The sequence below is a fragment of the Leclercia sp. GLN_9 genome, assembly GCF_043105735.1.
Classification (GTDB): Bacteria; Pseudomonadota; Gammaproteobacteria; order Enterobacterales; family Enterobacteriaceae; genus Enterobacter; species Enterobacter adecarboxylatus.
In genome coordinates this window covers 1-13962 of record NZ_JBICLV010000011.1, presented here as the reverse complement: position 1 = coordinate 13962, position 13962 = coordinate 1, and the positions used below count along the sequence as shown (strand labels likewise).

At 57.5% G+C, this 13962-nt stretch carries 15 protein-coding genes and 1 riboswitch; of the genes, 6 read left to right on the top strand and 9 right to left on the bottom strand.

The window, feature by feature from the left end; translation table 11 throughout:
* Positions 1–178 precede the first annotated feature (178 nt).
* From thiH to ACF8PE_RS06490, 7 genes are all read right to left on the bottom strand, one after another.
* Complete coding sequence (gene thiH, locus ACF8PE_RS06520; RefSeq protein WP_103793547.1) at positions 179–1312, bottom strand: 2-iminoacetate synthase ThiH; 1134 nt, start codon at positions 1310–1312, stop codon at positions 179–181.
* On the bottom strand, positions 1309–2079 hold the full coding sequence (gene thiG, locus ACF8PE_RS06515; RefSeq protein WP_103793546.1) for a thiazole synthase: 771 nt from the start codon (positions 2077–2079) through the stop codon (positions 1309–1311). Before thiG ends, thiH begins: the two co-directional genes overlap by 4 nt.
* Before the next feature lies 1 nt (position 2080).
* Positions 2081–2281, bottom strand: a complete 201-nt coding sequence (gene thiS, locus ACF8PE_RS06510) for a sulfur carrier protein ThiS (protein ID WP_059308968.1) — start codon at positions 2279–2281, stop codon at positions 2081–2083.
* Positions 2265–3020 (bottom strand): HesA/MoeB/ThiF family protein, encoded by a 756-nt coding sequence (locus tag ACF8PE_RS06505; protein ID WP_103793545.1) that lies wholly within the window; start codon positions 3018–3020, stop codon positions 2265–2267. The genes thiS and ACF8PE_RS06505 overlap by 17 nt, the downstream gene beginning before the upstream one ends.
* Positions 3013–3648, bottom strand: coding sequence for a thiamine phosphate synthase (gene thiE / locus ACF8PE_RS06500; protein WP_103793544.1), 636 nt, complete (start codon positions 3646–3648; stop codon positions 3013–3015). The genes ACF8PE_RS06505 and thiE overlap by 8 nt, the downstream gene beginning before the upstream one ends.
* Entirely contained in the window at positions 3648–5543 is a 1896-nt protein-coding gene (gene thiC, locus ACF8PE_RS06495) for a phosphomethylpyrimidine synthase ThiC (protein ID WP_059308965.1), read from the bottom strand. Before thiC ends, thiE begins: the two co-directional genes overlap by 1 nt.
* A gap of 77 nt (positions 5544–5620) precedes the next feature.
* Positions 5621–5729, bottom strand: a riboswitch (TPP riboswitch).
* A 53-nt stretch (positions 5730–5782) separates the two neighbouring features.
* A complete protein-coding gene (locus tag ACF8PE_RS06490; RefSeq protein ID WP_032615904.1) occupies positions 5783–6280 on the bottom strand; it encodes an Rsd/AlgQ family anti-sigma factor in 498 nt (165 codons plus the stop codon).
* Positions 6281–6375: 95 nt separating this feature from the next.
* Between ACF8PE_RS06490 and nudC the strand changes: the two genes are divergently transcribed.
* The 6 genes from nudC (at position 6376) to ACF8PE_RS06460 (ending at position 10730) form a co-directional block, all read left to right on the top strand.
* Complete coding sequence (gene nudC, locus ACF8PE_RS06485; RefSeq protein ID WP_200143017.1) at positions 6376–7149, top strand: NAD(+) diphosphatase; 774 nt, start codon at positions 6376–6378, stop codon at positions 7147–7149.
* 40 nt (positions 7150–7189) lie between these two features.
* Positions 7190–8254 carry a uroporphyrinogen decarboxylase gene (gene hemE, locus ACF8PE_RS06480; RefSeq protein ID WP_077227922.1) on the top strand — a complete coding sequence of 355 codons (1065 nt, stop codon included), beginning with the start codon at positions 7190–7192 and terminating at the stop codon, positions 8252–8254.
* Between the two features lie 9 nt (positions 8255–8263).
* Positions 8264–8935: a deoxyribonuclease V gene (gene nfi, locus ACF8PE_RS06475; protein WP_032615910.1), complete on the top strand. Its 672-nt coding sequence runs from the start codon at positions 8264–8266 to the stop codon at positions 8933–8935.
* A 41-nt stretch (positions 8936–8976) separates the two neighbouring features.
* Positions 8977–9567, top strand: a complete 591-nt coding sequence (locus ACF8PE_RS06470) for a YjaG family protein (RefSeq protein WP_032615911.1) — start codon at positions 8977–8979, stop codon at positions 9565–9567.
* 186 nt (positions 9568–9753) lie between these two features.
* Positions 9754–10026: a nucleoid-associated protein HU-alpha gene (gene hupA, locus ACF8PE_RS06465; protein ID WP_032615913.1), complete on the top strand. Its 273-nt coding sequence runs from the start codon at positions 9754–9756 to the stop codon at positions 10024–10026.
* 11 nt (positions 10027–10037) lie between these two features.
* Positions 10038–10730, top strand: coding sequence for a DUF1481 domain-containing protein (locus ACF8PE_RS06460; RefSeq protein ID WP_059308962.1), 693 nt, complete (start codon positions 10038–10040; stop codon positions 10728–10730).
* Between the two features lie 83 nt (positions 10731–10813).
* Here the strand turns inward: ACF8PE_RS06460 and purD are convergent, their stop codons facing one another.
* Positions 10814–12106, bottom strand: coding sequence for a phosphoribosylamine--glycine ligase (purD, locus tag ACF8PE_RS06455; RefSeq protein ID WP_032615915.1), 1293 nt, complete (start codon positions 12104–12106; stop codon positions 10814–10816).
* 15 nt (positions 12107–12121) lie between these two features.
* Entirely contained in the window at positions 12122–13711 is a 1590-nt protein-coding gene (gene purH / locus ACF8PE_RS06450) for a bifunctional phosphoribosylaminoimidazolecarboxamide formyltransferase/IMP cyclohydrolase (protein ID WP_032615916.1), read from the bottom strand.
* Positions 13712–13962: the final 251 nt, after the last annotated feature.

Below are 13962 nucleotides of genomic sequence, written 5' to 3'. Positions count from 1 at the left end.
ACCGGTTACAACTGTTACAGTGCGGGGGAAGGCAGGGCGAAACGAGGAAGAAGCTTTCCGCCCTGGTCAGCATCCCTGCTGACGTAATGAGCATAAAAAATCCGGGCGAGAGCTGACAATCGCCCGTTAATGACGTTACGTAACGCCTCGTAAACATTTCATCGGCTTACAGGATTTTTCAACCCGGCTGCGAGGCGCGTCCCAACCAGCTATCCCAGTCTTTCCACACTGGCTGCAATCCTTGTTGGCTAAGCGCCCCGGCAACCTCTTCCGGGCGACGGTTATCGTGCGGCGCAAACTGCTCCAGCTCGGGGTGATCATCGGCATAGCCGCCTGGCTGGGTTTTTGAAAAAGCACTGACGTTATTAATGGCCAGCGGAATAACGCGATCGCGAAATGCGGGGGATTCCCGGGTCGATAGCGATAACTCCACTTCCGGTGCCAGCAGACGAAACGCGCAAATGGTCTGCACCAGCTGGCGTTCATCCATGATCGACGCCGGCGGGATCCCCCCGGCGCAGGGGCGCAGCCGTGGGAAGGAGATCGAGTACCGGCTCTGCCAGTAGTGTTGCTGCAGCCAGAGCAAATGTTCCGCCACCATAAAGTTGTCGACCCGCCAGTTGTCGGAAAGCCCGGTCAATGCTCCGAGGCCGATCTTATCGATCCCCGCGCGGCCCAGCCGATCTGGCGTTTCCAGCCGCCAGAAGAAGTCCTGCTTTTTACCTTTAAGATGGTGCCGGGCATACACCGCCTCGTGGTAGGTCTCCTGATAGACCAGCACGCCATCCAGCCCCAGCGTTTTAAGCTCGCCATACTCGGCCTCAGAAAGAGGCTGAACCTCCATTTGCAGCGAGGCGAACTGGCGACGAATGGCCGGGATATGGCGACGAAAATAGTCCATTCCCACTTTAGTCTGGTGTTCGCCGGTAACCAGCAGCAGGTGCTCAAAACCCATCTCGCGGATGGCAGCACACTCCCGGGCAATCTCATTTTCATCCAGCGTTTTGCGCTTGATGTGATTGCTCATGGAGAAACCGCAATAGGTACAATCGTTGGCGCACAGATTTGAGAGATAGAGCGGCACATAAAAGCTCACCGTGTTGCCAAAGCGCTGGCGGGTCAGGCGCTTCGCCCGCTGCGCCATCGGCTCCAGATAGCGGCTGGCGGCCGGGGAGAGCAGGGCCATCATATCCTCGCGCGTCGGCTGCCGGGCATTCAGGGCGCGCTCAACATCCGCAGGGGTTTTGCTGTTGATGCGCAGGCCAATATCGTCCCAGTCGAGCTGGCGCCAGCGATCGGTAAAAGTGTTCATGAGAAGGCCTCCAGAAATCCGGTTAACGGGCTGGTGGCCTGGGCTTCAACGCTTCGCGAACCGGGGCCAGACTGACGGGCCAGCACACCGGCTTCCACCGCCAGGCGGAAGGCTCGCGCCATAGTGACCGGATCGTCAGCGACAGCAATGGCAGTGTTGACCAGGACGGCATCGGCGCCCATCTCCAGCGCCTGTGCGGCATGGCTGGGCACGCCGATCCCGGCATCCACCACCACCGGTACGGTTGCCTGCTGAATGATGATCTCCAGCATTGCGCGGGTTTCCAGACCCTGATTGGAGCCTATCGGCGCGCCGAGCGGCATCACCGCCGCGCAACCCACCTCTTCAAGTCGTTTGCACAGCACCGGATCGGCACCGCAGTAGGGCAGCACCGTGAACCCCTCTTTGACCAGCATCTCTGCCGCTTTCAGGGTCTCGATGGGATCGGGCAACAGCCAGCGGGCATCGGGATGTATCTCGAGCTTCAGCCAGCGGGTCCCCAGCGCCTCGCGCGCCAGCCGGGCGGCGAACACCGCTTCCTCCGCGGTTTTGGCCCCGGAGGTATTGGGCAGCAGGCTTACACCTGCTTCCAGCAACGGCGCCAGAATGGCGTCATTGTGATTACGCAGATCGACCCGTTTCATTGCCAGCGTCACCAGCTGGCTGCCACTCTCACGAATCGCCTCCACCATCAGCTGCGGCGAAGCGAACTTCCCGGTGCCGGTAAATAGATGCGAATCAAAGGTTTTATCAGCAATACGTAACATCTCAGCCTCCGGCAATCACCTGAAAGAGCAGGATCTGATCGCCTTCGCGGACCTGCTGTTTATCCCACTGCTCACGCGGCAGGATCTGTTGATTCAGGGCCAGCGCGACCCCGGGTTTTAACTGGCGCAGCTGGTGGAGCAGGGTGGCGACGGTTAAGTCATCCCCGCACTGCATCGGTTCGTCGTTAAACAGGATCCGCATGCTGCCCTCCACACACCTGACAGCCGCTGGCACGCTGTAAAGCCAGTTGCCGCCAGCTCCCTGTCCGGGCATCGAACAGGCGCAGCGTATTGCGCGTTGTCTCGATGCCGCTGAGCAGTTTGATCGCCTCCAGCGCCTGCAAGGTGCCCATCACGCCAACCACCGGCCCGACGATCCCTGCGGTGCGGCAGTTGCGTTGCGGCTCGTCATCCTCCGGCCACACGCAGCGGTAGCAGCCCTGCGTCCAGGGCGGCGTCAACACCATCATCTGCCCGCCAAAGCCCACGGCGCTGGCAGTGATGAGCGGGGTATTGAGCAGCACGCAAGCGGCGTTAATTGCCTGACGGGTGGCCATATTATCGGTGCAGTCCAGCACCACGTCGGCGCGAGCGATCTCCTCCTGCAGCGCGTTGCCTTCCAGGCGCATCTGCAGGGCAATCAGCCGGATATCCGGGTTGAGTTGCTGTAGCCGACGCTGCGTCACGTGCGCCTTTGGCTGGGCGACGTCATCGGTGGTAAACAGGATCTGGCGCTGCAAATTACTCAGATGAACGTCGTCGTCGTCGGCCAGCACCAGGGTGCCGATCCCGGCTCCGGCCAGATACAGTGCCGCCGGCGCGCCTAACCCGCCGAGGCCCACCAGCAGGACCCGGCTGGCGAGCAGCTTTTGCTGCCCGTCAATGGCGATATCTTCCAGCAGGATTTGGCGGCTGTAGCGCATAAAGTCACGGTCATTCATCGCCCACCCCCGCCAGTTGCAGTAGCTGTGCCGTTGCCGCCTCCCAGTCATCGGCCTGGGTAATGGCGCTGACCACCGCAATACTTCCTACCCCGGTTGCCAGCACCGCCGGGGCGCGTTCCAGGCTGATGCCGCCGATAGCAACGGTGGGGTAATCCGCAAGGCGTTCAATATGGCTGGCTAACTGCTCCAGCCCTTGCGGGGCTGAAGGCATCTGTTTGGTCTGGGTCGGGAATACATGCCCGAGGGCGATGTAGGATGGGCGCGCCGCCAGCGCCACGTCGATCTCCATGTTGTCATGGGTCGAGACGCCGAGGCGCAAACCGGCGGCACGAATAAGCTCCAGTTCAGTGCTTTCCAGATCCTCCTGACCCAGATGCACGCCGTAAGCCTGATGCTTAATCGCTAGTCGCCAGTAGTCATTGATGAACAGGCGGGCATCGTAGCGACGCCCCAGGGCAACGGCCGCAATAATATCGGCTTCGACCTCGTCATCCTGTTTATCCTTGATACGCAGCTGGATTGTCTTTACGCCGACCGCAAGCAGACGTTCGATCCACGCCACGCTATCGACCACCGGGTACAGCCCCAGGCGAAAGGGTACGGGTGGGAAATCAGGCTGGTACATTACGCCTCCTCTTTTTTGAGGTAGATTTCGCCGCCTTTGGCGCGGAAGCTTTGCGACATGTCCGCCATCCCTACTTCAATGGACTGCGCCGCAGCATAATCACGTACCTCCTGGCTGATTTTCATCGAGCAGAATTTTGGCCCGCACATGGAGCAGAAGTGCGCCACTTTGCCGGACTCCTGCGGCAGGGTTTCGTCGTGATAGGCGCGGGCGGTGAAGGGGTCGAGGGCGAGGTTGAACTGATCTTCCCAGCGGAATTCGAAGCGCGCTTTCGACATGGCGTTATCACGGATCTGCGCGCCCGGGTGGCCTTTCGCCAGGTCTGCGGCATGAGCGGCAATCTTGTAGGTGATCAGCCCCTGCTTCACATCCTCTTTGTTCGGCAGGCCGAGGTGCTCTTTCGGTGTGACGTAGCAGAGCATGGCGCAGCCGAACCAGCCGATCATCGCCGCGCCAATCCCGGAGGTGAAGTGGTCGTAACCCGGTGCGATATCGGTGGTTAGTGGCCCCAGGGTGTAGAAGGGTGCTTCGTGGCAGTGCTCCAGCTCCTCGGTCATGTTGCGACGGATCATCTGCATCGGCACGTGGCCTGGGCCTTCAATCATCACCTGCACGTCATACTCCCAGGCGATTTTGGTCAGCTCGCCCAGGGTGTGTAGCTCGGCAAACTGCGCTTCGTCGTTGGCATCGCGAATGGAACCGGGACGCAGGCCATCGCCCAGCGACAGGGAAACATCGTACGCGGCGCAGATTTCGCAGATCTCGCGGAAGTGTTCATACAGGAAGTTCTCCTGATGATGGGACAGGCACCATTTTGCCATGATCGAGCCGCCGCGGGAGACGATGCCGGTCAGACGTTTAGCGGTCATCGGCACGTAGCGCAGCAGCACGCCCGCATGGATGGTGAAGTAGTCAACGCCTTGCTCGGCCTGCTCAAGCAGGGTGTCGCGGAACGCTTCCCAGGTGAGATCTTCCGCGATGCCGTTAACCTTCTCCAGCGCCTGGTAGATGGGCACCGTACCAATCGGCACCGGGCTGTTACGCAGGATCCACTCGCGGGTTTCGTGGATATAACGGCCAGTGGAGAGGTCCATCACCGTATCCGCGCCCCAGCGGGTGGACCAGACCAGCTTCTCTACCTCTTCCTCAATGGAGGAGGTCACCGCCGAGTTACCGATATTGGCGTTCACTTTCACCAGGAAGTTACGTCCGATGATCATCGGCTCTGATTCCGGGTGGTTAATGTTGGCGGGGATAATGGCGCGGCCAGCGGCCACTTCGTCACGCACAAATTCCGGGGTAATGTTCTCCGGCAGGCGGGCACCAAAGCCTTCGCCCGGGTGCTGGTGGCGCAGCACTTCGCCACGAATACGCTCGCGGCCCATATTTTCGCGAATGGCGATAAATTCCATCTCCGGCGTTACGATCCCTTTGCGGGCGTAGTGCAGCTGGGTTACGCATTTGCCCGCTCTGGCCCGCTTCGGTGTCAGCAAGCCGGTGAAGCGCAGATCGTCCAGACCGTCGTCGGCCAGGCGCTCGCGGGTGTAAGCCGAGCTTTGCTCGTTCAGGGCTTCGCTGTCGTCACGGGCTTCGATCCACGGCTGGCGGAGCTTCGCCAGACCCTGCTGGACGTTAATGGCGATCGCCGGATCGCCGTACGGGCCGGAGGTATCATAGACCGGTACGGCTTCGTTCTCTTCAAACTGCGGGTTCTCTTTGCTGCCGCCGATTAACGTCGGGCTGAGCTGGATCTCACGCATCGGCACGCGAATATCCTCCTGCGAACCTGTCAGATAGATGCGTTTCGAGTTAGGGAAAGCAGTGCCTTCGAGAGTGTCGATAAAGTGTTGGGCGTGTGCGCGCTGTTCGCGGCGGGTCATTTTAGTGGCAGACATAGCTCGTTCCAGTAAGTTCAGGAAGTGGCTTGTCAGACGACGGATGAAGCAAGAGGAGATCGCCCGTTGGGCGATGCAATAAATTGACTCTTGTTCCCTTCGCAGGTCTTAACCTGATCAGGTTCCGCGGATCCCGAATTAACGGTCTCAGCCCGGCTTTCGCACTGGGCACTCCGACAAGAATAGGCTCCCCTACAACGGGAGCGGTGAATGTAAATTACGCGTTAACGAGAAATAACTCAAGCCGGTCGGGCGACGTTATCTTCGTTGCTCGCTTTCAGATTGTGATCCAGCGCAAGGGCGATCAGGCTGTCTTCCAGCGTAAAGCGTTGCTCCAGCGCCTCGCCGATATCGGAAAGCGCCTGCTGGAATTCCAGATAGTTATCCTGATCGATGGCGTTCTCCAGCGTGGAGTCGTAGTAATCCATGATTTGCTGAGTATTGGCTTCCAGCTGGGGGTAGAGCCTGGTGGCAGCTAACTGCGGACTGTTACCTTCCAGGTCACGGATAATGCGCTCATAAATATTGAAATGCCCGTTAGAGAGGTAATCAACAAGGCTCTGACAAAAATCGTCCAGCGCTTTTTCGTTCAGGCGCATATATGATTCTTTGCCAGGCTTAATGCCAACGAGATTGTAGTAGGCAACAAGCAGATGTTTACGCACGTGCAGCCAGCGATCGACCAGTTTGTTACATCCGCCAACGCGCTCTGTCAGGTTTTCTAGCTGGTTTAGCATGTTTGACTCCGCAAGGTTAAGATTAAAAGCTGCCCACCCAAAATGTAATAGTATTGTTACCAACATGCCTGTGAAGCAAAGGTAGTGCAATAGATATGGATCGTATAATTGAAAAATCGGATCGCGGCTGGTGGTTAGTCAGCCATGAACAAAAATTATGGTTGCCCGGTGGTGAATTACCATATGGCGAGGCCGGAAATTTCGATCTTGCGGGGCAACACGCACTAAATATTGGTGAGTGGAAGGGCGATTCTGTGTGGTTGATCCAACAAAATCGTCGTCACGATATGGGATCGGTGCGCCAGGTGCTCGATCTCGATGTCGGCTTGTTCCAGCTGGCGGGTCGGGCTGTGCAGTTGGCCGAGTTTTATCGCTCGCATAAATTCTGCGGCTATTGTGGCCATACCATGCACCCCAGCAAAACCGAGTGGGCGATGCTCTGCAGCCAATGCCGGGAACGCTATTACCCGCAAATCGCGCCGTGCATTATTGTCGCTATCCGCCGGGATGATTCCATCTTACTGGCGCAACATACCCGCCATCGCAACGGGGTGCATACCGTTCTGGCCGGGTTTGTCGAAGTGGGCGAAACCCTGGAACAGGCTGTCGCGCGCGAAGTGATGGAGGAGAGCGGCATTAAGGTGAAGAATCTACGCTATGTCACCTCCCAGCCGTGGCCGTTCCCGCAATCGCTGATGACCGCCTTTATGGCCGAGTACGACAGCGGCGAGATCGTCATCGACCCGAAAGAGCTGCTGGCAGCCGACTGGTATCGCTATGACGACTTACCGCTCCTTCCCCCGGCAGGTACCGTGGCGCGCCGCCTGATAGAAGATACCGTGGCAATGTGTCGGGCTGACGATGTGTGACATGTTACACTGGGGATAAGACGCTTAAGGAACTGCAAAAATGACCGAACTGAAGAACGATCGTTATCTGCGTGCGCTGCTGCGCCAACCCGTTGATATCACCCCGGTATGGATGATGCGCCAGGCGGGCCGCTATTTGCCGGAATACAAAGCCACGCGCGCGCAGGCGGGCGATTTTATGTCGCTGTGCAAAAACGCGGAGTTGGCCTGTGAAGTGACGCTCCAGCCGCTGCGCCGCTATCCGCTGGACGCGGCGATCCTCTTCTCCGACATCCTGACTATCCCGGACGCCATGGGGCTGGGTCTGTACTTTGAAACCGGCGAAGGCCCGCGCTTTAGCTCGCCGATCAAGAGCAAAGCGGACATCGACAACCTGCCGATCCCGGACCCGGAACAAGAGCTGGGTTATGTGATGAATGCGGTGCGCACCATTCGCCGCGAGCTGAAAGGCGAAGTGCCGCTGATCGGTTTCTCCGGCAGCCCGTGGACGCTGGCGACCTACATGGTTGAAGGCGGCAGCAGCAAAGCCTTCACCGTGATCAAGAAGATGATGTATGCCGATCCGTTGGCGCTGCACGCCCTGTTGGATAAGCTGGCGAAAAGCGTCACCCTGTACCTGAACGCGCAGATCAAAGCGGGCGCACAGTCGGTGATGATCTTTGATACCTGGGGTGGGGTGCTGACGGGCCGCGACTATCAGCAGTTCTCGCTCTATTACATGCATAAAATCGTCGATGGCCTGCTGCGTGAAAACGAAGGCCGCCGCGTGCCGGTGACCCTGTTTACCAAAGGCGGCGGTCAGTGGCTCGAAGCCCTGGCTGCAACCGGCTGTGATGCGCTGGGCCTCGACTGGACCACCGATATTGCCGATGCGCGCCGTCGCGTGGGAGACAAAGTCGCCCTGCAGGGCAACATGGATCCGTCTATGCTGTATGCTCCGGCCGCCCGTATTGAAGAAGAAGTCGCGACCATTCTGGCGGGCTTCGGTCAGGGCGAAGGCCATGTGTTTAATCTGGGGCACGGTATTCATCAGGATGTTCCGCCAGAACATGCAGGCGTGTTTGTGGAGGCGGTGCACCGACTTTCTGCCCAGTATCACCTGTAAGGAGTCGTTATGGATCTTGCGTCACTTCGCGCTCAACAACTTAAACTCGCTGCGTCGGTATCCCGTGAAGACCGGCTGGATAAAGACCCACCCGCGCTGATTGCCGGGGCGGATGTCGGGTTTGAGCAGGGCGGAGAGGTAACGCGGGCGGCGATAGTGTTGCTGACCTGGCCCGAACTGGAGTTGGTCGAGTATCAGGTAGCGCGTATCGCCACCACCATGCCTTACATCCCCGGCTTCCTCTCTTTTCGTGAATATCCCGCGCTGCTGGCCGCGTGGGATCAGCTTTCGCAAAGACCCGACCTGTTGTTCGTAGATGGCCATGGGATCTCCCATCCGCGCCGTCTCGGCGTCGCCAGCCATTTTGGCCTGCTGGTGGATGTCCCGACCATCGGGGTAGCGAAAAAGCGTCTCTGCGGTAAGTTTGAACCTCTGTCGGCTGAACCCGGCGCGCTGGCGCCATTGATGGACAAAGGCGAACAGCTGGCGTGGGTCTGGCGCAGCAAAGCGCGCTGTAATCCCCTGTTCATCGCCACCGGCCATCGCGTCAGTACCGACACCGCGCTCGCGTGGGTGCAGCGTTGCATGAGAGGCTATCGACTACCGGAGCCGACCCGCTGGGCCGATGCGGTGGCGTCCGGGCGTCCCGCTTTTGTTCGTTGGCAGGAAATTCAGCGCTGATTCAGGTAAACTGCGGCTAATTTTCGATTCGAGACTTCATCATGTTACAAAACCCGATTCACCTGCGCCTCGAGAAGCTGGAAAGCTGGCAGCATGTCACTTTTATGGCCTGTCTGTGCGAACGCATGTACCCGAACTATGCCATGTTCTGCAAGCAGACTGAATTTGGGGATGGCCAGCTTTATCGCCGTATTCTCGATCTGGTGTGGGAGACGCTGACGGTCAAAGATGCGAAGGTGAACTTCGATTCTCAGCTCGATAAGCTGGAAGAGGCGATCCCCGTAGCCGACGACTATGATGTCTATGGCGTCTATCCGGCAATTGATGCCTGTGTGGCTTTAAGTGAATTGATTCACTCGCGCCTGAGTGGCGAAACGCTGGAACATGCCATCGAAGTCAGTAAGGCCTCAATTACGTCAGTGGCGATGCTGGAGATGACCCAGGCGGGTCGTGAAATGACCGATGAAGAGCTGCGTTTAAACCCGGCTGTTGAGCAGGAATGGGACATTCAGTGGGAAATATTCCGTTTACTGGCAGAGTGCGAAGAACGCGATATCGAGCTGATTAAAGGCCTGCGTGCAGACTTGCGTGAGGCAGGCGAGAGTAACATTGGTATAAATCTTCACCAGTGAAACAATAAAACGTGATTTTACGCCTGTTTTGTCATACCTGTACTCTTCCCTTCTGCCCCCCGTCTGGTCTACATTTGGGGGGCGAAAATAAGTGGCTATCGGTGCGTGTATGCAGGAGAGTGCTTTTTTGGCATTTTCGTCGCACTCGATGCTTAGCAAGCGATAAACACATTGAAAGGATAACTTATGAACAAGACTCAACTGATTGATGTAATTGCGGACAAAGCTGACCTGTCTAAAGTACAGGCTAAAGCTGCTCTGGAATCCACCCTGGCTGCAATTACTGAGTCTCTGAAAGAAGGCGACGCTGTACAACTGGTAGGTTTCGGTACCTTCAAAGTGAACCACCGCGCTGAGCGTACTGGCCGCAACCCGCAGACCGGTAACGAAATCAAAATCGCTGCAGCTAACGTGCCAGCATTTGTTTCTGGCAAAGCACTGAAAGACGCAGTTAAGTAAGCCGCGTAGCAGTGAACAGTTTTATCGAGGGGGCGGTTTCGCCCCTTTTGTCTGTCTGGCGCCAGACAATGGCACTGGCAGGCATACTTTTGCTGTCTGCGTGCAGCCATGACTCCTCTCTCCCGCCTTTTACCGCCAGCGGTTACGCTGACAATCAGGGCGCAGTGCGTATCTGGCGTAAAGACACAGACGATGAAGTGCATCTGCTCTCCGCCTTTAGTCCCTGGCATAGCGGCAGTACCACCACCAGTGAATATCGCTGGCAGGGTGATACGCTGGCCTTTATCGACGTGAATATCTACAGCAAAGTGCCCGAGCATGTGCGGGTGCGTTTTGACGACCACGGTGAGCTGAGCTTTATGCAGCGCGACATCGGGGGTCTTAAGCAGCAACTCTCTACCGATCAAATTGACCTCTACCGCTACCGCGCCGAGCAGGTTCGTCAGACCAGCGATGCGTTGCGACAGGGACGCGTGGTGCTGCATCAAGGGCGCTGGCACGCCGATGGCACCGTGACCACGTGCGAAGGCCAGACTCTGAAACCGGATCTTGATAGTTGGGCGACGGAACATATCGGACGCCGTCAGAGCCATTCATCTATGGAAGTGAGCGTTGCGTGGCTGGTTGCGCCGGAAGGATCACAGCTGCTGCTGGTGGCTAACGAAGATTTCTGTACCTGGCAGCCGACAGAGAAGAGTTTTTAAGTCCTGCAGATTAAGCCGGATGGCACTGATGCTTATCCGGCCTGGTCAAGAATCCCTCTCCCCTGAGGGAGAGGGTGAAGGGATTACTCCCCTTGCTCCCGCGCAATCGCACGATATCCAATATCGTTACGGCTGAAGCTACCGTTCCAGTGAATATCCGCCATCAGGGCATAGGCGCGCTGCTGCGCTTGTGCAACGGTATGGCCCAGTGCGGTAGCGCACAGGACGCGACCACCGTTGGTCAGCACACGATCGTCATCAGACAGCGTTGTGCCGGCATGGAACACCTTCGCATCTTCCACCTGTTCCAGCGGCAGACCGTGGATCTCGTCCCCGGTGCTGTAGTTGCCCGGATAACCGCCCGCCGCAATCACTACGCCCAGCGAAGCACGCTCGTCCCACTCGGAGGTTTTCTTGTCCAGCTTGCCTTCGCAGGCCGCCAGGCAGAGATCCACCAGATCGGATTTCATGCGCAGCATGATCGGCTGCGTTTCGGGATCGCCAAAGCGACAGTTGAACTCGATAACCTTCGGGTTGCCCTGCTTGTCGATCATCAGGCCCGCATAGAGGAAACCGGTATAGGTATTGCCTTCCGCTGCCATGCCTTTTACGGTTGGCCAGATGATGCGGTCCATGGTGCGCTGATGTACTTCATCAGTCACCACCGGCGCAGGGGAGTACGCACCCATTCCACCGGTGTTTGGGCCGGTATCAGCATCGCCAACGCGTTTATGATCCTGGCTGGTGGCCATCGGCAGCACATGCTCGCCGTCGACCATCACGATAAAGCTCGCCTCTTCACCGTCAAGGAACTCCTCGATCACGATACGGTGGCCCGCGTCGCCAAAGGCGTTACCCGCCAACATATCCTGAACAGCGGCTTCTGCCTCTTCGAGGGTCATCGCCACGATCACACCTTTACCGGCAGCCAGGCCGTCGGCTTTAATCACAATAGGCGCGCCTTTTTCACGTAAGTAAGCCAGGGCTGGCTCTACCTCGGTGAAGTTCTGATACTCCGCGGTCGGGATGTTATGACGCGCGAGGAAATCTTTGGTAAAGGCTTTTGAGCCTTCCAGCTGGGCGGCGCCTTCGGTTGGGCCGAAGATGGTCAGGCCCGCCGCGCGAAACGCATCCACCACGCCAATCACCAGTGGCGCTTCCGGGCCTACGATGGTCAGGTCGATCTTCTCGTTCTGGGCAAAGCTCAGTAGCGCCGGGATATCGGTCACACCGATAGCGACGTTCTGCAGGGTGGGTTCCAGCGCAGTGCCGGCGTTACCGGGTGCAACAAAGACGGTTTTCACTTGCGGAGACTGCGCCGCTTTCCACGCCAGGGCGTGCTCACGCCCGCCGTTACCAATCACTAATACTTTCATTCTCTGCTCCGGGAATTAATGGCGGAAATGACGCATGTCGGTGAAGATCATCGCAATGCCGTGTTCGTCGGCAGCGGCAATGACTTCGTCATCACGGATAGACCCGCCAGGCTGGATCACGCAGGTGATGCCTACAGCCGCCGCCGCATCGATGCCGTCACGGAACGGGAAGAAGGCGTCAGAGGCCATGGCGGAGCCTTTTACTTCCAGACCTTCGTCACCTGCCTTGATACCGGCAATTTTCGCAGAGTACACGCGGCTCATCTGGCCTGCGCCTATCCCGATAGTCATGTTCTCTTTCGCGTAAACGATGGCGTTGGATTTAACAAACTTCGCCACTTTCCAGCAGAACAATGCATCACGCAGTTCCTGTTCGGTTGGCTGACGTTTGCTGACCACGCGCAGGTCGGCTTCTGTCACCATACCCAGATCGCGATCCTGAACCAGCAGACCACCGTTGACACGTTTGAAGTCCAGGCCCGGAACACGCTCTGCCCACTGGCCGCAGGTCAGCACGCGAACGTTCTGTTTCGCCGCGGTGATTTTCAGAGCCTCTTCGGTAGCAGACGGGGCGATGATCACTTCAACAAACTGACGGGAGATGATCGCCTGAGCGGTTTCAGCATCCAGTTCGCGGTTGAAGGCAATAATGCCGCCGAACGCAGAGGTAGGGTCGGTTTTATACGCGCGATCGTAGGCATCCAGGATAGAGGTGCTTACCGCCACACCGCATGGGTTCGCGTGCTTGACGATCACGCAGGCTGGTTCGCTGAACTCCTTCACGCACTCCAGCGCCGCGTCGGTATCAGCGATGTTGTTATAGGAGAGCGCTTTGCCCTGAACCTGCTGTGCGGTAGCAACGGAGGCTTCTTTTACATCTTCTTCTATATAGAAGGCTGCCTGCTGGTGGCTGTTCTCACCGTAACGCATATCCTGCTTCTTAATGAAGTTCAGGTTTAAGGTGCGAGAGAAGCGACCGGAAGGGTCTTTGCTTTCGCCGTGATAGGCAGGTACCAAGCTACCGAAGTAGTTGGCGATCATGCTGTCGTAGGCGGCGGTATGTTCGAACGCTTTAATGGCAAGGTCAAAACGGGTGTCGAGATTCAGGGAGCCTTCGTTAGCGTCCATCTCTTTAATAATGGCGTCGTAGTCGCTGCTCTTTACTACGATGGCGACATCTTTATGGTTCTTGGCAGCGGAGCGCACCATGGTCGGACCGCCGATATCGATATTCTCTACGGCGTCTTCCAGCGAGCAGCCTTCACGAGCAACGGTCTGGGCGAACGGATAGAGGTTAACGACAACCATGTCGATCGGCGCGATCCCATGCTGATCCATAATGCCGTCGTCCTGACCGCGACGACCCAGAATGCCGCCGTGAACTTTTGGGTGCAGGGTTTTGACGCGTCCATCCATCATTTCCGGGAAACCGGTGTAATCGGACACTTCGGTTACCGGCAGGCCTTTATCTGCTAACAGGCGAGCAGTACCGCCAGTGGACAGCAGCTCCACACCACGTGCAGAAAGTGCCTGAGCGAATTCGACGATACCGGCTTTATCAGAAACACTGAGCAGAGCGCGGCGGACTGGACGACGTTGTTGCATGGTAAATCCCCTGGATTTGACGATTACAGAGAGCGTTAGGTGAATTTTCTACATAAAAACTCAACTAACACACCTGGCAGGGCCTCTTTATTTAGCGCGAGCATTTTAACGAAAACGTTTGCGCAACGCTCGCACATTTTCACTTTTTCGTCGGGTTGTGGATAAGTCTGTTAATAATCAGGTATAAGGCGGGGTTTTGCTGGGGAATGCAGCAGTCAGTCATTTTTCTGTCATTTAAGGGTTGCGGCCTG